The sequence below is a fragment of the Pseudomonas sp. EpS/L25 genome, assembly GCF_001512295.1.
GTDB lineage: Bacteria > Pseudomonadota > Gammaproteobacteria > Pseudomonadales > Pseudomonadaceae > Chryseomonas.
In genome coordinates, this window is the sequence record NZ_LNUP01000016.1 from 77,863 (window position 1) to 96,021 (window position 18,159).

The following is an 18,159-nucleotide window of genomic DNA, read 5'->3' on the forward strand; positions in this document are numbered from 1 at the left end:
CCCATGTCCAATCTGCTGTTCGACGCCTACTTCACCAACGCCGCGATGCGTGAGGTGTTCTGCGATCGGGGTCGACTGCAGGGCATGCTGGACTTCGAGGCGGCCCTGGCCCGTGCCGAGGCGGTGGTGGGGGTGATCCCGGCGACGGCGGTGGCGCCCATCGCCGCCGCCTGCCGCGCCGAGTTGTACGATGCCACCGAGCTGGCCCGCGCCGTAGTCAGCGCCGGCAATTCCGCCATTCCGCTGGTCAAGGCCCTGGGCCGGCAGATCGCCGCCCGGGACCCCGAGGCCGAGCGCCATGTGCATCGCGGCGCCACCAGCCAGGACGCCATGGACAGCGGCCTGGTCCTGCAGATCCGCCAGGCGCTGGACCTGCTGGACAGCGATCTGGCCATTCTGGCCGATGCGCTCGCGATCCAGGCCGAGGATCACGCTGGCACCGTGCTGGCCGGCCGCACCTGGCTGCAACACGCCACGCCCGTGACGCTCGGTATGAAGCTGGCCGGGGTGCTGGGCGCCATCACCCGGCATCGCCAGCGCCTGGCCGAACTGCGGCCGCGGGTGCTGGTGCTGCAATTTGGCGGTGCCTCGGGCAGCCTGGCGGCCCTGGGCGATCAGGCCCTGCCGGTGGCCGAGGCCCTGGCCCGGGAGCTGGCGCTGAGCCTGCCGGAGCAACCCTGGCACACCCAGCGCGATCGCCTGGTCGAGGTCGGCGCCTGGCTCGGCCTGGTGGCCGGCAGCCTGGGCAAGCTGGGGCGCGATCTGTCGCTGCTGATGCAGACCGAAGCCGCCGAGGTCTTCGAACCCTCGGCGCCGGGCAAGGGGGGGTCGTCCACCATGCCGCACAAGCGCAATCCGGTGGGCGCGGCGGTGCTGATCGCCGCCGCCACCCGCGCGCCGGGTCTGGTCAGCACCCTGTTTTCCGCCATGCCCCAGGAGCACGAGCGCAGCCTGGGCCTCTGGCACGCCGAGTGGGAAACCCTGCCGGAGCTGTTCTGCCTGGTCTCCGGCGCCTTGCAGCAGGCCCAGGCCATCGTCGCCGGCCTGGAGGTCGATGCGGCGCGCATGCAGGTCAACCTGGAACTGACCCACGGCCTGGTGCTGGCCGAGGCGGTGAGCATCGCCCTGGCTGGGCGCCTGGGTCGCGAGGCTGCCCACCATCTGGTGGAACAGAGCTGCAAGCGCGCCGTCCAGGAGGGTCGCCACCTGCGCCAGGTGCTGGACGATACGCCGGAAGTGACCGCAGAACTCTCCAGCGCCGAGCTGGATCGCCTGCTGGACCCCGCCCATTACCAGGGCCAGGCCCGGGCCTGGGTGGCCCGCGCCCTGGCCGAACACCGCTCCCTGCTTGCCCATTCCTAAACAAGAGGACTGCCTGATGCCCAGCGTACGTCTCGCCGATGGCGACCTGAACTACCGGCTGGAGGGCCCCGAAGGCGCCCCCGTGCTGATCCTGTCCAACTCCCTGGGCACCAACCTCGCCATGTGGGATGACCAGGCCGCCGCCTTCAGCGAAAGATTCCGCCTGCTGCGCTACGACACCCGCGGCCACGGCGCCTCCCTGGTGACGCCCGGCCCCTATCGCATGGACCAGAATGGCCGTGACGTCCTGGCCCTTGCCGATGCCCTGGGCATCGACCGATTTGCCTTCTGCGGCCTGTCCATGGGCGGTTCCATCGGCCAGTGGCTGGGCATCAACGCCCCCGAGCGGGTCACCCGCCTGGTGCTGTGCAACACCGGCGCCAAGATCGGCACCCCCGAGGTGTGGAACGGGCGCATCCAGACCGTCGAGGCCGGCGGCGAACAGGCCATGCGCGAGCTGCGCGATGCCTCCATCGGCCGCTGGTTCACCCCCGACTTCGCCAGTGCCGAGCCGGACAAGGTCGACCGCATCGTCGCCATGCTCGCCAGCACCCCGCCCCAGGGCTATGCCGCCAACTGCGCAGCGGTGCGCGATGCCGACTTCCGCGAGGTGCTGGATGCCATCCGCGCCCCGACGCTGATCGTCGCCGGCAGTCACGACGCCGTGACCACCCCGGCCGACGGACGCTTCCTGCAGGAACGCATCCCCGGCGCCGAGTACGTCGAGTTTCCCGCCGCCCACCTGTCCAATGTGCAGATGGGCGCTGCCTTTACCCAGCGCGTGCTGGCCTTCCTCAGCGCCTGAAGGAGTCGATCTTGGACGAAAGAGAACGTTATGAAGCCGGCATGCAGGTCCGCCGCGCAGTGCTGGGCGACGCCCATGTCGATCGCAGCCTGGAAAAGCTGACGCCCTTCAACGAAGAATTCCAGGAGATGATCACCCGCCATGCCTGGGGCGACATCTGGACCCGCCCGGGCCTGCCGCGGCACACCCGCAGCCTGATCACCATCGCCATGCTGATCGGCATGAACCGCGAAGGCGAACTGCGCCTGCACCTGCGCGCGGCGCGCAACAACGGGGTGACGCGGGAGGAACTCAAGGAGGTGATCATGCAGAGCGCCATCTACTGCGGCATCCCGGCGGCCAATGCCACCTTCCATCTGGCGGAGGCGGTGTGGGATGAGTTGGGGGTGGAATCTTTGGAGGGGTGAGTTTTCCCCTTTGGATGACGCCCGCCGGGTTGGATTTGGTGGGCGTTATTGGTTTTGGGGACGTAGGTTGGCGCTGAGCGTTAGCGAAGCCCAACGTTGCAGGGCTTCATTCTGCACCTTGGCGTGGGTGCCTCGGCTGGTTATCAAGCGCTTTGATGGTTTTTGTTTCGCCCACCCGGGCGAGTCACTTTTTTCAATCGCGAAAAAAGTAAGCAAAAACGCTTGCCCCACGTTTCGGCCCTTCGCTGCGCTCCGGGTCCCCTCGCTCCGGTGCCGCTCCAGGGGCACGGCACGAAGGGGCTTCCTGCCCCTCGCGCCTTGCTCGGCGTCCTGCCTCGCATCCCCCTCCGCGACACCTTCACTCGGCCTCACTGACGGGGCGGGGCGCCAGCCTGAGGCTTAGGTGTCTAAAGGTTTGTAGCGTGGAAAACCGCGTAGCGTTTTCCACTGGAGGGTACCGACACTATCAGTGGACAAGGCTTCGCCGTTGTCCACGCTACGGGCCGCCGACGTCTCTTCAACCGAAACTTTCAGGCTGGCGAAACCGCCCCGTTCAGGAGGGCGAACGCCAGTGTCGTGGAGGGGGCGAGCCGCATGGATGCGGCGAGAGGCCTAACGGGCCATGGACGGACCGTGTAGGCCGACCCCGGAACGGCGCTGGCGTGAGCGAAACGTAGCGAAGCGGAGTAACAGCCGCAGGCTGGCCCGAAGGGTGAGCGAAGCGAATCACCCGGAGCGAAGCGGAAGGCCGGATGGTCGGGGCAAGCGGTTTTGGTTACTTTTGTCCGGGGCGCGCAGCCGCGACTGGCAAAAGTGACTCGCCCGGGTGGGCGAAACAAAAAGTGCCAGCAAAACTCGATAAACAGCTAGGGCACCAATAAGCCTTGGTACTGGCTCCGCCTGGTTAGGCTTCGCTCGCGCTCAATCCACACTCGGAAATCACGCCTTTATCGCGGCCATGGGCCGCTCCTACAGCAGCCGGATACCCTGTAGGAGCGGCCCATGGCCGCGATAAGACAGTTGGTCCTACGAAAGCAACCCCCAGCCCAAGCCAGGGGCTACGCGCCTCTTACTTCGCCACTACCCGCGTAATCCGATCCCCCTCGGCATCATCCTGCCCCTTGGCCTTGTTGACCGCGTAGACCACGCCCTTGGCATCCACCACCGCATGATTGGGGTAGGTGCCCAGCTCCAGGTTGGCCTTGATGGTGCCATCCGGGTCGACCACGGTCAGGGTGCCGGCGCCGCGGTTGGTGACGTAGGCCAGGCGCTTGACCGGGTCGAAGACCACGCTCAGGGCCCCGGCGCCGGTGGTGACGTTGTGCAGGGTCTGGCCGGTCTTGGCGTCGACGATCAGCAGGTTGTCGCTGCCCTGGGCGGTGATGAGCAGGCGGTCGGTCTGGGGATCGTAGGCCACGTTCATGGCGGTCTTGGCGCCCTGGATCGGGAAGACCTTCTCGACGGTCTCGGTCTTGGCGTCGATCACCGCGGCTTCGTTGGTCTTCAGGCTGACGGCGTAGAGCTTGTGCACCGCCGGGTCCAGGTGCAGGCCGACCACGGCGAACCGCTCGCCGCGCACGCCCGATTCGATGGTGATGTGCTTGCGCACGGCCGGGTTCTTGGCGTCGAAGCTGATGATGTCCGGAGTCATGGCCGCCGAGGCGAAGGCGCGGTCGAGCTTCTCGTCGACCACCACGGTGTGGGCATGGGGCACGAGGCCGGGCGCGAATTGCTTGACCAGGCCCAGGTCGCTCTGGCGATAGACCGCCACGGTGTTCTGCCGGGTATTGGTGGTCCAGACGGTGCCGTTGCGATCATCCACGCCCACGCCATAGACGGCATAGACACCGGCGTCTTCGCCGGGTGCTGCGGCCGGGGTCACCTGGCGTTCGATGGCCAGGTCCTTGGGATCGAGCTTGAGCAGTTGCGAGACCTTGACCGGCGGACGGCCCACGGCGGAGGTGACGAAGAGGGCGCCGGTCTTGGCGCTGATGTCCACCTGGTAGAGGCCGGGGACCAATTTGACCGTGGTGAGACGGTAGGCGTCGGCGCCGGACAGCGGCACCACCGGAGAGACCTTGAGCGGGAAGACCGCGGCGCCCGAAGGCTGGGCGGTGTTGACCACGATGGGGTGCTGGCCGGGCGCGGCGTCTTCGGGGACGCGGATGGTCGCCTTGAAGTTGCCCTGGGCGTCGGCCACGTAGGCGGCGTCGGGGTTGAGCGCCACACCGCCGCGGGACAGGGTGATCTGCTGGCCGGGCTTGAAGCCGTGGCCTTCCAGCGTCACCTCGCTGCCCGCGAGGATGGCGGTGCCGGTGACGGGGCTGGCCTTGATCTCACCGCGGTAGTCCGGATCGGGAGCGTCGAAGCTGGAGCGCGCCTGGACGGTTTGCCCGCCCAGCGCTAGCAGGGCGGCCAGCAGGGTGACGGAAAAGACGCGCCGGCCCTTGGCCGAAGACGCTGGAGCGATGTTCATCAGGGATTCCTTGTAGCGGCGATCAAGATACCCGCGCCAGAGCGCCGGGCAGCGGAGGCCCTCCTGGGCTAGGCCATGTTAAGGCGAAAGCGAAATACTTGCATTTAGATTTGCAGATTTTACGCGTGGTCGCTGTCCGGGGTATCGAGGTTGCGCTGCATCAGGCAGGCGCCGGCGCCATAGCCGGCCAGTTTGGCCTGGAGTACGGCGTCGGCGGGGACCGGACGATACTGATGGCGCTGCCAGTAGCCGATGGCGCCGGGCAGGGACACCAGGCGAGCGCGGGACAGGCGGGCGCGGCGCGCCTGGCCCTGGGCATGGCGATAGAGGCGCCCAGCCACCCCCAGGCCCTGGGCGTCGGGATGCACCGCGCAGTCGTGCAGGAACCAGGTCGAGGCCTGCTCGGGCAGCCGTTCCAGGCGGGCGGCGAGTACCGGTGGCAGGCCGTCATCCCAGGGATAGCCGATCAGATAGCCTTGCAGCCGCTCCCGGACGTCGAGGGCGGCCCAGCAGTGCTCGGGCGCGAGGGCCAGGCGATTGGCGTAGAAGCCGTGGTCTTCGAGCAGCTCGGCAGGGTAGTTGGCTGCCTGGATGTCGAGGACGGTCGGGATGTCGGCGGGGCGCAGCGGGCGTATCGAGGGCATGACGACAGGGGGAAAAGGTCCGGTCGGGCAGTATGGTCACTGCCCGACCGGGAGGCAAATGCCTCGGAGCCTTGGGTAATGAATCCCGTCGGCAAGACTGCGCCTGGGCGGTCAAGGACGGGGTTCCGGCGACGACCTTGGCGTGCCTGGCTGCGCCCTCTGGCACGGGGGTTACCTCGCGCGCGTGGCGCCTAACGGCGTACCTGTGACTCAGGCCTTGGCGATCAGCCGCGAGTTGCGGGCGTTGCGAAATTGCAGGTCTTCGATGCCCTGGGTGGTGGTCTCGGCTTCGGCGCGGGCGGCGAGGATGAGGTCGTGGTGCGGGGACTTGGCGCAGACCGGGTCGGCGTTGCGCGCATCGCCGGTGAGCATGAAGGCCTGGCAGCGGCAGCCGCCGTAGTCCTTTTCCTTCTCGTCGCAGGAACGGCAGGGCTCGGGCATCCAGTCGTAGCCGCGGTAGACGTTGAAGCCGAAGGAGTCGTACCAGATGTGCCGCAGGTCCTGCTCCTTCACGTTGGGGAAGGCGATGGGCATCTGCCGGGCGCCGTGGCAGGGCAGGGCGGTGCCGTCCGGCGTGATGGTCAGGAACAGCTTGCCCCAGCCGTCCATGCAGGCCTTGGGGCGCTCCTCGTAGTAGTCCGGGGTGACGAAGATCAGCTTGCAAGGATGATCCTCGGCCTTGAGCCGGGCGCGGTATTCATTGGTGATGCGCTCGGCGCGCTCCAGCTGGGCCTTGGTGGGCAACAGGCCGGCACGGTTGCGCTCGGCCCAGCCATAGAACTGGCAGGTGGCGAGTTCGACGAAGTCGGCGTCCAGCGCCAGGCAGAGGTCGATGATCTGGTCGATGCGATCGATGTTGTGCCGGTGGGTGACGAAGTTGAGCACCATGGGATAGCCATGGGCTTTCACTGCCTTGGCCATGGCCAGCTTCTGGGCGAAGGCCTTCTGGGAGCCGGCCAGCAGGTCGTTCACCTGGGCATCGCTGGCCTGGAAGCTGATCTGGATATGGTCCAGCCCAGCCTGCTGGAATTCGGCGATGCGCGCCTCGGTCAGGCCGATGCCGGAGGTGATGAGGTTGGTGTAGTAGCCCAGCCGGCGCGCCTCGCGGATCAGCTCGGCGAGGTCCTGGCGCACCAGGGGTTCGCCCCCGGAGAAGCCGATCTGGGCGGCGCCCATCTCCCGCGCCTCGGCCATGACCTTGAACCACTGTGCGGTGGTCAGCTCGCGGCCCTGGGCGGCGAAGTCCAGGGGATTGGAGCAATAGGGGCACTGCAGCGGGCAGCGATAGGTGACCTCGGCCAGCAGCCACAGCGGCAGGCCGACATTGTGCTTGGTTACCACCGGCGGCTGCGGGAGTTGCATGGGCACTCCAGGCAGTTGAGAAGTGCCTGCGCTCGGTGATGCTGCGTTAGAAACCTGCTCGGAATGCTCATTTACCATTTGCAAACTCCGCTTCCTCGCTGGTTTCTGCCTTGCCTGACCTTCGCTCGGCGACTTCTCAAACAAGGCTTAGCCGAGTAGGAGCCAGTGCTCTGCACGAGCGACCTCCATGAATTGTTCGACGTCGTCGCCCAGTTCGGGGACGCCGGGGAAGCGTTCGTCGAGGACGGCGATGATGGCCGCCACGTCGCGCTGGCCGTCGATCAGCCCGCCGATGGCGGCGGCGCTGTCGTTGAGCTTGATCATGCCCTCGGGATAGAGCAGCACATGGGCGTCCTGCGCCGGCTCGAACTGGAAGCGGTAGCCGGGGCGCCAGCGCGGCACCTGGGTACGGTCGAAGCTCATAGGTCGATTCCTCGGTGCCAGCGGCGCTCGGCGGTGATGCTGTGATAGGGCGGGCGGTGCAGTTCGTAGGCCATGCTCATGGCGTCGAGCATGGTCCAGAGGATGTCCAGCTTGAACTGCAGGATCTCCAGCATGCGCTGCTGGGATTCCCAGGTGGTGTAGTGCTGCAGGGTGATCTGCAGGCCGTGCTCGACGTCGCGGCGGGCCTGGCCCAGGCGGGTGCGGAAGTACTCGTAGCCGGCCGGATCGATCCAGGGATAGTGCTGCGGCCAGGCGTCCAGGCGCGACTGGTGGATCTGCGGCGCGAAGAGCTCGGTCAGGGAGCTGCTGGCAGCTTCCTGCCAGGAGGCGCGGCGGGCGAAGTTGACATAGGCGTCCACCGCGAAGCGCACCCCCGGCAGCACCAGTTCCTGGGAGAGCACCTGCTCGCGGTCCAGACCGGTGGCCTCGGCCAGGCGCAGCCAGGCCTCGATGCCACCTTCGCTGCCGGGCTCGCCGTCGTGGTCGAGGATGCGCTGCACCCATTCGCGACGGATCTCGCGGTCCGGGCAGTTGGCCAGGATGGCGGCGTCCTTGAGCGGGATGTTGACCTGATAGTAGAAGCGGTTGGCCACCCAGCCCTGGATCTGCTCGCGGCTGGCGCGACCCTGGTACATGGCCACGTGATAGGGGTGGTGGATGTGGTAGAGCTCGCCCTTGGCGCGCAGGGCGGCTTCGAATTCGGCGGGGGTGAGGGCGTTGGGCATGGCGTTCACAACTCGATGGACATCCCGTCCCAGGCGACTTCCACGTTCTGGCGCGCGAGGATGGCGCGCTCGGGGGAGTCTTCGTCCAGGATCGGATTGGTGTTGTTGATGTGGATCAGCACCTTGCGCTGGCGCGCGAAGCCGGCCAGCACCTCCAGCATGCCGCCGGGACCGCTCTGCGGCAGGTGGCCCATCTCGGTGCCGGTACGGGTGCCCACGCCGCGACGCTGCATCTCGTCGTCGGTCCAGAGGGTGCCGTCCACCAGCAGGCAGTCGGCCTGGCCCATCAGCTCCAGCAGGGCGGCATCCGGCTGGCCGAGGCCCGGGGCATAGAACAGCTTGCCGCCGGTGCGCCGGTCGTGGACCAGCAGGCCCAGGTTGTCGCCCGGGTGCGGATCGTGGCGATGGGGCGAATAGGGCGGCGCGGCGCTGCGCAGCGGGAAGGGCGTGAATTCCAGGTTCGGGCAGGCCGGGATGGTGAAGCTGCCGCTCAGGGCGATGGGCTGCCAGCTGAGCCCGCCGTTCCAGTGTTCGAGCATGTTGAACAGCGGAAAGCCGGTGGTGAGGTCCTGATGGACCATCTCGGTGCACCAGACCTCGTGGGGGCAGCCTTCGCGCAGGCTGAGCAGGCCGGTGGTGTGGTCGATCTGGCTGTCCAGCAGGACGATGGCGCGGATGCCGGTGTCACGCAGGGCCCGCGCCGGTTGCAGCGGGGCGAAGCCGGCCAGCTGGGCGCGGATGTCGGGCGAGGCGTTGCACAGGATCCAGTTCACCCCGTCGTCGGACAGGGCGATGGAGGACTGGGTACGGGCCTGGGCCCTGAGGGTGCCCCTGCGGAAGCCGTCGCAATTGACGCAATTGCAGTTCCACTGGGGAAAGCCACCGCCGGCGGCGGAGCCGAGAATCTGGATATGCATGGGAAAGGCTAGACCTGGAAAAAGTACGCCCCGGCGAACCGGGGCGTGGGGCGCATCAACGGTTGGCGAAGTACATGGTGACTTCGAAGCCGATGCGCAGGTCAGTGTAAGCAGGCTTGGTCCACATGGGAGGTCTCCTCTTTTGACTGCGAAAGCCGGATGGATCCGGTCGCCGAGTTTAACAAATGTTGCCTAGCTAAGGGTTTTCGCCGCGACGAATCGTCGGCGGTCCGGCGGACATAACTGTCTTACCGATCCTGCAACAGATTGACCGCCCACAACGGCCCACGCTCCCGGGAAAGTGTTGAAAGCTATGACATCCAGTCGGATGGCGCAGCGGCATTGGCCAGGGCGAAGCGCGGGGCGTCGACGGCGGTGAGCTGGCTCCAGGCCTGGAGCAGGACTCGCTCGTCCAGCGCCGCCAGGGCCTCTCGCAGGGGTTCGAGGTCCAGCGCACCGTTGCGCTGGAAGCCCCACCAGAGGCGCTCGGCCAGGGCGGCGCGCTGGGGCGTGGCGGGGCTGAAGTCGCGCACCAGTTGGCGGATGCTCTGCGCCAGTGTCGCGGGCTCGGCCTGCACCGTGGCCAGACTGTCAGCCAGACAGCCCTCGATTTCCGCCAGGAGCTCCGCCGCCCGGGCATGGGGCGACTGCACGCCGATCAGCAGGCCGCCCTGATCGCCCAGCTGGCGATAGGCGGAAAACACCGCGTAGCCCAGTTGCCGCTCGCTGCGCAGGCGGCGGAACAGCGGCGCCTGCAGGCGCGCCGCCAACAGCCGCCAGGCGGCTTCGGTGGCGGGCTGCGCATCCGGTTGCGGGCAGAACAGCAGCAGCGCCTGCTGGGCGTCGGGGCTGGGTTCAGGGTGCCAATGGCGGCCGGTGAAGAGAGGCGGATCGCCAATGACCGCGGCGAAAGGCTGAGGGGGTGGGGCCACCGCCGCCAGGAGCGTTTGCGCGGCGCTAGGCAGGCCGCAGGCCAGGGCTTGCCAGCCAGGACCTGAGTGGTCTGCGTCTCTGGGCGGCGTGACGACGGACAAGCGCTCCGGCAAGACCTTGAGCAGTTGGCGAATGAGCATGGGTTCGGTCGGCGCCGCGGGTACCGGCCTGGAGGTGGCCAGCTCCCCGACCAGGCGCTCGAGTGCCTGCTCCAGGGTTGCCGGCAAGGCGTCGGCCCAACCTTGCAGGCGCAATTCCCAGGGCGCATCCGGCGGACTCCAGCGCAGGTTGACGCCCGCCTCGGTGGCCAGCCGGGGCAGGTTGCCCAGGACGGAAGCCTCGGGTGCTACCGGCGCCTGCCCTGGCCACTGCCAGCGCAGGAATAGCAGGCCTTCGCGTCGCTGGGGGGCGAGGGCTGGACTGATCGGCCAGGGTCGCTTCGCGGGGGCGCTTGGCGTGATTGGGGCGGCGAGCAGCGGATTGGGCGCTGGCAGGGCGAAGGTGACAGTGGCAGGCACCATGGTACTCGGTCGATCGGCCAGGCCGGTGGCGAAGCCGGTGAGGCGTTCCGGTACCAGCTGGGCGAGCAGCAGCGGCCAGGCGGCCTGGGCGGCAGCGGAAAGGGCCGGGTGTGGCGAGGCGTTTCCTGCCCGATCCAGCCAGAGACGTTCGCCCAGACGCCGCACCAGCGCCAGGGCGGGCAGGGTGGCCCACTGGCGCTGGACGCGTTCGGCGTGGCCCTGCTGCAGCGCGGCGAGCGGCGTCTTGCACAGGGCGTCCAGCCAGGCGAACAGGGTGCTGGTCAGGCGGCCGGGGCTGGCCTGGGGACCAGGAGCGAGGTCCAGGCGAAGCAGGCCCTGGCGTGCCTGGCGATAGGGCCAGGCGAGGCTCAGTCGTTCGGCCTGGCCCGCCTGGCGCAAGGCCGCTGGCAGGCCGCCGGGATGCTCGCCGAGCAGCAGGGTTTCCAGCAGCTCCGCCGCTTCCCAGCTGCCAGGTGGCAGGTCATCGAGGGCGAATTGCAGGGCGAGGGTCGGGGGCGTGGCAGCTGTGGTCTGCCAGTGTTCACCTGTAGCTGGAAGCGATTGGGGCCTTACGGCCCTGGGCGCCGGACCGGATGGCAGCAGGGCGCCGTGTGCCTGGGCCAGGTCCGCCAATGCGGCCAGCGACTGGGGACCGGCCAGCACCAACAAGGCGTTGGCGGCGCGGTAGTGCTGGCGCTGGAAGTGGTGCAGGGCCGCCTGGAAGGCTGGACTTTGCAACGGCAGGCTGTATCTGTTGCCGGCGTGGAAACCGACGGCCAGGTGCGCGGCGGGCAGTCCGGCGGCCAGGGCCAGGTCGCGGCGGGTATCGGCGCTGCGCGACCAGGCGATGAATTCGGCGTGCAGCACCTCGCGCTCGCGGCGCTGCGCCTCGGGTGCCAGCAGCGGGGCGGCGAGCATGTCCAGCAGCCGGGAGAGGCCGGCGCCCAGATGCTCGGGGGGCAGGGCGAAGAAGAAGTCGGTGGTGGTCTCGCGGGTGCTGGCGTTGAGTTCGCCACCCAGGCGTTGCACCAGCGGCATCAGGCCGTCGGCCGCGGGATAGTGGCGACTACCCAGGAAAAACAGGTGTTCGAGAAAGTGCGCCAGCCCCGGAAAGGCCCGCGGTGCCTGGTGACTGCCGGCGCCGATGCGCACCAGGGCGGCGGCCTGGGGCAGTTCGGGCTCGTGCAGCAGGGCGACGGCCAGGCCATTGGCCAGGCGCAGCCGGCGGTGGAGGGGGGCGGAGGTGGGCATGGGGGGTAGCTTAACCGAGTCCGAGGAAAGGTGATGGCGCGGGGTTTGCCCTCACCCCAGCCCTCTCCCCGAGGGAGAGGGGGAAGAGCGGGTGGGGTGCCTGGGTTGGTCCTCGCCTTGGCCTTCTGCCAGGGGGAGAGGGAGCGTTCGAGGCACGGTCTTGACCCCGTAGCGTGGAAAACGGCGCAGCCTTTTCCGCTGGGCCTTAGGTGCCAGGGGCTCTTTTCATAGAAAGATAAAACCCAGGCGAAAAAAATCCCGGTTGGGCCGGGATTTCGGGGTGGGGCGAGGGGGGTTCCAACAGGATGTCAAAAATGCTCGAAGCATCCTCGCCCCGAACCCTCTCCCGGAGAAGAGGGGAGTTCAGGCGCGGGCGCCCTTACTGCTTCTCGGGCAGGGCGAAGGCCATCACATAGTCACCCTGCTTGGTGCCCAGCGAGCCATGGCCGCCGGCATAGACCAGCACGTACTGGCGGCCGTCCTTGCCGGTGTAGGTCATGGGGGTGGTCTGGCCACCGGCCGGCAGGCGGCCTTTCCACAGTTCCTTGCCGTTCTTCACGTCATAGGCACGCAGGTACTGGTCCAGGGTGCCGCTGAGGAAGGCCACGCCACCGGCGGTGGTGACGGTGCCGCCCAGGCTGGGCACGCCCATGGGCAGGGGCAGCGGAACCGGCGAGTTGTCGCGCACGGTGCCGTTCTTGTGCTTGTAGACCAGTTTGCCGGTGGTCAGGTCGAGACCCGCCACGTAGCCCCAGGCGGGTGCCTGGCAAGGCAGGCCCAGCGGCGACAGGAAGGCCGACAGGATCACGCCATAGGGCGCGCCCTTGTTGGGCTGGATGCCCTCGGTCTCGCTCTTGCGGGCCGGCTGGTTGGCGATCTCTTCACGCGGTACCAGCTTGGAGGTGAAGGCCATGTAGCTGGGGTTGAGGAAGGCGATCTGGCGCACCGGATCGACCGAGATACCGCCCCAGTCGAACACGCCGAAGTTGCCCGGATAGACGATCGAGCCTTGGGTGGACGGCGGGGTGTAGATGCCCTCGTAGCGGTGCTCGCGGAAGGCGATGCGGCACAGCGCCTGATCGAAGGGCGTACCGCCCCACATGTCGCTTTCCTTAAGGGTCGGCGCGGCCAGGTTGATCGAGGAGATTGGCTGGGTCGGCGAGGTGTGGTCGCCTGCCACCGCGCCCTGGGGCACCGGGGTTTCGGTGATCGGATAGAGGGGCTGACCGTTGGTGCGGTCCAGCACATAGATGCTGCCCTGCTTGGTGGAGGCCATCAGCGCGGGTTTCACGCCGCCAGCGGTCTTGATGTCCACCAGGGTCGGCTGACCGCCCACGTCCATGTCCCAGAGGTCATGGTGGGTGAACTGGTAGTTCCAGCGCACCTTGCCGGTGGCGATGTCGAGGGCCACGACGCCGGCGCTGTACTTCTCGGACGCCGGGGTACGGTCACCGCCCCACTGGTCGGGCATCTGGTTGCCCATGGGCAGGTAGACCATGCCGACCTTCTCGTCGACCGCCATCATCGACCACATGTTGGGCGAGTTGCGGGTGTAGATGCCGTCGGCGGCGATGGGCGCGGTGGCGTCCGGATTGCCGCTGTCCCAGTTCCATACCAGCTTGCCGCTGTGCACGTCGTAGGCGCGGACGACACCGGAGGGCTCGTCCGTGGAGACGTTGTCGGTGACGTGGCCGCCGATGATCACCAGGTTGCGGGTCACCGCCGGCGGCGAGGTGGAGTAGTAGCCACCGGGCGTGAAGCTGCCCATGTTGGCGCTCAGGTCGATCTGGCCGTTGTCGCCGAAGTCGCTGCACACCTTGCCGGTGTCGGCGTTGAGGGCGATCAGGCGGGTGTCGGCGGTGGGCAGGAACAGGCGCCGCGGGCAGCTGTTGGCGACCGGGGTGCTCTGCTCGTCGACCGGCACGGCATTGCCGGTGGCCGGGCTCTGGCCGGCAGTGGTGGTGCCGGCGTAGGTGGCGTCGTCGTGGTAGGCCACGCCGCGGCAGGTCATGTGCGCCCAACCCTTGAAGCTGTCGGCGTGCTGGGTGCTCAGCTTGGGATCGAAGCGCCAGATTTCCTTGCCGCTGTCGGGGTCCACGGCGATCACCTGGCTGTGCGGCGTGCAGACGTAGAGCATGCCGTTGACCTTAAGCGGGGTGTTTTCCGCGGTGGTCTCCTGGGGATCGTTCGGGCCGGGGATGTCGCCGGTGCGGAAGGTCCAGGCCGGTTGCAGGTCCTTCACGTTGTTGATGTCGATCTGCTTGAGCGGCGAGTAGCGATCACCGAAGGCGGTACGGCCATAGGAGGGCCAGTCGCCGTCGGCGGCGGTCGGCGCGGCGCTCTCGGTGCCGGCGGTGTCGCGGCCCAGGTCACCGTCCAGACGGTTGTAGTTGACGAACTGGGCGATCAGGGCAACGGCGCCGGCGATCACCAGCGAACCCACCAGCGGCAGGCCGCCGCTGCGGCTGTCCAGCGGACGGCGGAACGCCGGGATCAGCAGTACCAGACCGAGCACGAACCAGAGTGCCAGGCGCGGCACCAGCTGCCACCAGTCGAACTGGACTTCCAGCACGGCCCAGGCGGTGGACATGACCAGGAAGAAGGCATAGACCCAGACGCCACTGGCCCGGCGGATGCACAGCAGGTAACCGCTCAGGGCGAGTAGCACGCCGCCGCCGAGGTAGTACAGGGAGCCGCCGAGGGTGGCCAGTTTGATGCCCAGCCCCAGCAGGGCGAGGCCCAGGAGGATGAACAGGATGCCGAGTAACCTGGCAGGCAGGCCTCCCGGTCTCGCGTTGGAAGTGACAGTCATGGCAGTGCTCGCAATGCAATCGTGAAAGAGACTTCGACTCGACCGACGTCAGCGCAAATCGGAACCGCATGCGGATCTGGCGTCTGCTACGTCTGAACCTGTTGTCTATCTTATTGTTCCACCCTTCGCCGGCTTCCCTGGCAGGAAGCTAGTGGGGTCGCGCTGAGGCGAAGCGAGGCATGGCGCGGAAGGCGTCGGTTGAATCGGGCGGGTAGATAGTAAGCTAAGCATTGACTGATGTCACTTCGCGATGACGGAAGGAAGGAGCCCGCGACACGTCGTGCCTGCTACCATCGCGAGCCTTTTCCTGATGTTGCCCGCCATGTCCGACGTACTTGCCCTGGTCCAGGCGACCTTCGACGTCACCGCCCCGGTCTTCGCCCTGGTGCTGCTCGGTGGCCTGCTCAAGCGGCTGGGCTGGATCGATACCGCCTTCATCAACACCTCGTCCAACCTGGTGTTTCGCGCCACCATGCCGACGCTGCTGTTTCTCGGCATCGTCAAGGCCGATCTCGGCGACGCCCTGCAGCCGCTGCTGCTGGGTTACTTCGCCCTGGCCACGGTGGCGAGCTTCCTGGCGGCCTGGGGCTGGGCGGTCTGGCGCTGTCCGCAGGCCGACCGCGGGGTCTATGTGCAGGGCGCCTTTCGCGGTAACTGCGGCATCGTCGGCCTGGCCCTGGCGGCCACCCAGTACGGCGACTACGGCCTGTCGGTGGGCGGGATCATGGCGGGCATGGTCATCCTCTTCTACAACGTGCTCTCGACCATCGTGCTGGCGCTCTACAGCCCGCACCTGGAGGCCAACTGGCGCACCCTGCTGCGCAGCATCCTCGGCAATCCACTGATCATCGGCATCCTCCTGGCGATTCCCTTCGCCTATTTCCAGTGGCAACTGCCGCGCTGGCTGGATACCTCGGCGCGCTATTTCGCCGGGCTCACCCTGCCGCTGGCCTTGATGTGCATCGGCGCCACCCTGTCCCTGGCGTCCCTGCGCGAAAGCAGTCGCCTGGCGGTGGGCGCCAGCCTGTGGAAGATCGTCTGGATTCCGTTGTTCGGCGTGCTGGGTGCCCTGGTGGTGGGCATCCAGGGACCGGCGCTGGGCATTCTCTTTCTCTACCTGGGTTGTCCCACGGCGGCATCGAGTTTCGTCATGGCCCGGGCTGCTGGCAGCAATGCCCAGCTGGCGGCGGCCATCGTGGTGGTCAGCACCCTGGGCGGGATGCTGACCACCAACCTGGGGCTGGTACTGCTGAAGGGATTCAGCCTGCTCTAGACCGGACTGGCCGGACATCGGTTATGTGAGAACGTTTATCGGTTGTATCCGGCCAAAAAGTCAGATTTGAGCGTAAATAGTGTGGCCTCGATCGTCCCCCGGTCGGTTCGCCCTCTCGATGCCTATCGCAATAACTAGTTGCGAGGAGCGTGGCCGCCCACTCCCCAGCCTTACGCGTGGTAACCATGAAACGCTCGCTCCAATTCAGCCACAAGATCCTGCTGGCGGCCGCCCTAGTGGTGACCCTGGCCCTGGCCGGCTTCGCCAGCTTCAATGCCTACCTGCAACGCCAGGCCATCACCCAGAGCCTGGAGGCCTCGCTGAGCGAGATCGGCCGGACCACCGCCGGCAACATCGCCTACTGGCTCGACGCCCGCATCAAGCTCATCGACAGCCAGGCGCAGGTGCTGGCCCGCGACAGCAGCCCGGCCAATGTGGTCGGCCTGCTCGAACAGAAGCTCTATACCAGCAACTTCGACTCCACCTACCTGGGCGAGGTCGACGGCACCTTCACCGACCGTCCCCACACGCCCATGGAAGCCGGCTACGACGCCCGCCAGCGTGACTGGTACAAGGCCGCGGTCAGTGCCGGTGGCCCCATCCTCACCGAGCCCTATCTCACCGCGCCACCGCAGAACTTCCTCTGCATCACCATCGCCGCGCCGGTCCTGCAGAACGGCAAACTGATCGGCGTGGTGGCCGGCGACCTAGTGATGGACAGCCTGATGAAGATGATCACCTCGCTGGATGCCGGCGGCCTCGGCGAAGCCTTCCTGGTGGACGCCGACGGCAAGATCCTGGTCAGCAGCCACGCCGATCAGGTGCTGAAATCGCTCAAGGATGTCTTCCCCGAGCAGACGCCGAGCCTGGCCCCTGGCTTCCATCACGTCCTGCAGAACGGCAGCGACCGCCTGGTGAGCTTCACCCCGGTCGCAGGCCTGCCCTCGGTCAAGTGGTACCTGGCACTGTCCATCGACCAGGCCAAGGCCTATGCCCCGGTGACCCAGGCGCGCAACCTGGCCATCGTCGCCACCCTGGTGGCGGTGCTCGCCATCATCCTGCTGCTGGGTCTGCTGATTCGCGTGCTGCTGCGTCCGCTGCACGAGCTGACCCGCGCCATGGACGACATCGCCCAGGGCGAAGGCGACCTGACCCGGCGGCTGCCGGTGCAGTCCAAGGACGAATTCGGCGCCCTGGCCGAGGCTTTCAACCACTTCGTGGCCCGTATCCACACCTCGATCCGCGACGTGGCCCATAGCACCGGCGAACTCAATCAGGTCACCCGGCGGGTGCTGGAGGCTTCCCAATCGTCCATGCGGCAATCGGATGTCCAGGCCCAACGCACCACCAGCGTGGCCGCGGCGATCAACGAACTGGGCGCCGCCGCCCAGGAGATCGCCCGCAACGCCGCCCATGCCTCGGGCGAGGCCAGCACCGCCCGCGCTCAAGGCGAGGAGGGCCGCGAGGTGCTCGACGAAGCCCTGCACGCCATGCAGGCGCTATCGAACAAGATCGGCACCAGCTGCGAGCATATCGAGGCGCTCAACGGCAAGACCGCCAACATCGGCCAGATCCTCGAGGTGATCCGCGGCATCTCCGAGCAGACCAACCTGCTGGCGCTCAACGCCGCCATCGAGGCGGCCCGCGCGGGTGAAGCCGGCCGTGGTTTCGCCGTGGTGGCCGACGAGGTGCGCTCCCTGGCCAGCCGTACCCAGAGTTCGGCGCAGCAGATCCAGCAGATGATCGAAGAGCTGCAGCACGGCTCCCGCGACGCCGTGGCCCTGATGCAGGAAAGCCAGCGGCAGAGCGCCCACAGCATGCAGGTGGCCAAGAGCGCTGGCGAACGGCTGGGCAGCGTCACCGAGCGCATCGGCGAGATCGACGGCCAGAACCAATCGGTGGCCACGGCGACCGAGGAACAGACCTCGGTGGTGGAGACGCTGAACATGGACATCAGCGAGATCAACCTGCTGAACCAGCAGAGTGTGGACAACCTCCAGGCCACCCTGGCGGCCTGCACCGCCCTGGAAGCCGAGGCCGGTCGCCTGCAGCGGCTGGTGGGTGGTTTCCGGATCTAGTGTGGTGTTTCAGCAGTTCGCGCAAGAATTGGCGAGTGATTTTGGGGCGGTTCGGCGTTCCGACTGGGCCAGGCGCCGCGACGAGTCATGGCAGGGCTATGGCGAGGAGTGGCAGCGCCGCCAGGACGGTCCGCCGCTGCGGCCGAAAA

14 protein-coding genes and 1 pseudogene are annotated in these 18,159 nt (G+C 67.5%); 6 read left to right on the top strand and 9 right to left on the bottom strand.

Annotation, left to right across the window (positions count from 1 at the left end; translation table 11 throughout):
* The first annotated feature begins 3 nt into the window (after positions 1 to 3).
* The 3 genes from AR540_RS20880 to pcaC are packed head-to-tail and all read left to right on the top strand — an operon-like array spanning position 4 to position 2,574.
* On the top strand, positions 4 to 1,362 hold the full coding sequence (locus AR540_RS20880; RefSeq protein ID WP_059231748.1) for a 3-carboxy-cis,cis-muconate cycloisomerase: 1,359 nt from the start codon (positions 4 to 6) through the stop codon (positions 1,360 to 1,362).
* Positions 1,363 to 1,378: 16 nt separating this feature from the next.
* Complete coding sequence (gene pcaD / locus AR540_RS20885; protein ID WP_059231749.1) at positions 1,379 to 2,167, top strand: 3-oxoadipate enol-lactonase; 789 nt, start codon at positions 1,379 to 1,381, stop codon at positions 2,165 to 2,167.
* 11 nt (positions 2,168 to 2,178) lie between these two features.
* Positions 2,179 to 2,574, top strand: coding sequence for a 4-carboxymuconolactone decarboxylase (gene pcaC, locus AR540_RS20890; RefSeq protein WP_059231751.1), 396 nt, complete (start codon positions 2,179 to 2,181; stop codon positions 2,572 to 2,574).
* Positions 2,575 to 3,643: 1,069 nt separating this feature from the next.
* Here the strand turns inward: pcaC and AR540_RS20895 are convergent.
* The 9 genes from AR540_RS20895 to AR540_RS20930 form a co-directional block, all read right to left on the bottom strand.
* A complete protein-coding gene (locus AR540_RS20895; RefSeq protein WP_059231753.1) occupies positions 3,644 to 5,050 on the bottom strand; it encodes a YncE family protein in 1,407 nt (468 codons plus the stop codon).
* A gap of 119 nt (positions 5,051 to 5,169) precedes the next feature.
* Positions 5,170 to 5,694, bottom strand: coding sequence for a GNAT family N-acetyltransferase (locus AR540_RS20900; RefSeq protein WP_059231755.1), 525 nt, complete (start codon positions 5,692 to 5,694; stop codon positions 5,170 to 5,172).
* A gap of 210 nt (positions 5,695 to 5,904) precedes the next feature.
* The gene (gene pqqE, locus AR540_RS20905) at positions 5,905 to 7,056 is read right to left on the bottom strand and encodes a pyrroloquinoline quinone biosynthesis protein PqqE (protein ID WP_059231757.1); all 1,152 of its coding nucleotides are present in this window, start codon (positions 7,054 to 7,056) and stop codon (positions 5,905 to 5,907) included.
* 147 nt (positions 7,057 to 7,203) lie between these two features.
* Positions 7,204 to 7,479, bottom strand: a complete 276-nt coding sequence (pqqD, locus tag AR540_RS20910) for a pyrroloquinoline quinone biosynthesis peptide chaperone PqqD (protein ID WP_059231759.1) — start codon at positions 7,477 to 7,479, stop codon at positions 7,204 to 7,206.
* Positions 7,476 to 8,225, bottom strand: coding sequence for a pyrroloquinoline-quinone synthase PqqC (pqqC, locus tag AR540_RS20915; RefSeq protein ID WP_059232047.1), 750 nt, complete (start codon positions 8,223 to 8,225; stop codon positions 7,476 to 7,478). Before pqqC ends, pqqD begins: the two co-directional genes overlap by 4 nt.
* Positions 8,226 to 8,230: 5 nt before the next feature.
* Entirely contained in the window at positions 8,231 to 9,142 is a 912-nt protein-coding gene (gene pqqB / locus AR540_RS20920) for a pyrroloquinoline quinone biosynthesis protein PqqB (protein ID WP_059231762.1), read from the bottom strand.
* A 55-nt stretch (positions 9,143 to 9,197) separates the two neighbouring features.
* On the bottom strand, positions 9,198 to 9,269 hold the full coding sequence (pqqA, locus tag AR540_RS25040; RefSeq protein ID WP_003243383.1) for a pyrroloquinoline quinone precursor peptide PqqA: 72 nt from the start codon (positions 9,267 to 9,269) through the stop codon (positions 9,198 to 9,200).
* A gap of 184 nt (positions 9,270 to 9,453) precedes the next feature.
* Positions 9,454 to 11,847 (bottom strand): pyrroloquinoline quinone biosynthesis protein PqqF, encoded by a 2,394-nt coding sequence (gene pqqF / locus AR540_RS20925; protein WP_059231766.1) that lies wholly within the window; start codon positions 11,845 to 11,847, stop codon positions 9,454 to 9,456.
* A gap of 379 nt (positions 11,848 to 12,226) precedes the next feature.
* Positions 12,227 to 14,659, bottom strand: coding sequence for a glucose/quinate/shikimate family membrane-bound PQQ-dependent dehydrogenase (locus AR540_RS20930; protein WP_059231768.1), 2,433 nt, complete (start codon positions 14,657 to 14,659; stop codon positions 12,227 to 12,229).
* A 322-nt stretch (positions 14,660 to 14,981) separates the two neighbouring features.
* Between AR540_RS20930 and AR540_RS20935 the strand changes: the two genes are divergently transcribed.
* The 3 genes and pseudogenes from AR540_RS20935 (at position 14,982) to AR540_RS26705 (ending at position 18,010) form a co-directional block, all read left to right on the top strand.
* The gene (locus AR540_RS20935; RefSeq protein ID WP_059232049.1) at positions 14,982 to 15,932 is read left to right on the top strand and encodes an AEC family transporter; all 951 of its coding nucleotides are present in this window, start codon (positions 14,982 to 14,984) and stop codon (positions 15,930 to 15,932) included.
* Positions 15,933 to 16,117: 185 nt separating this feature from the next.
* Positions 16,118 to 17,152, top strand: a pseudogene (locus AR540_RS26700) (HAMP domain-containing protein); the annotation flags it as partial.
* Between the two features lie 93 nt (positions 17,153 to 17,245).
* Positions 17,246 to 18,010: a methyl-accepting chemotaxis protein gene (locus tag AR540_RS26705; RefSeq protein WP_442963812.1), complete on the top strand. Its 765-nt coding sequence runs from the start codon at positions 17,246 to 17,248 to the stop codon at positions 18,008 to 18,010.
* Positions 18,011 to 18,159: the final 149 nt, after the last annotated feature.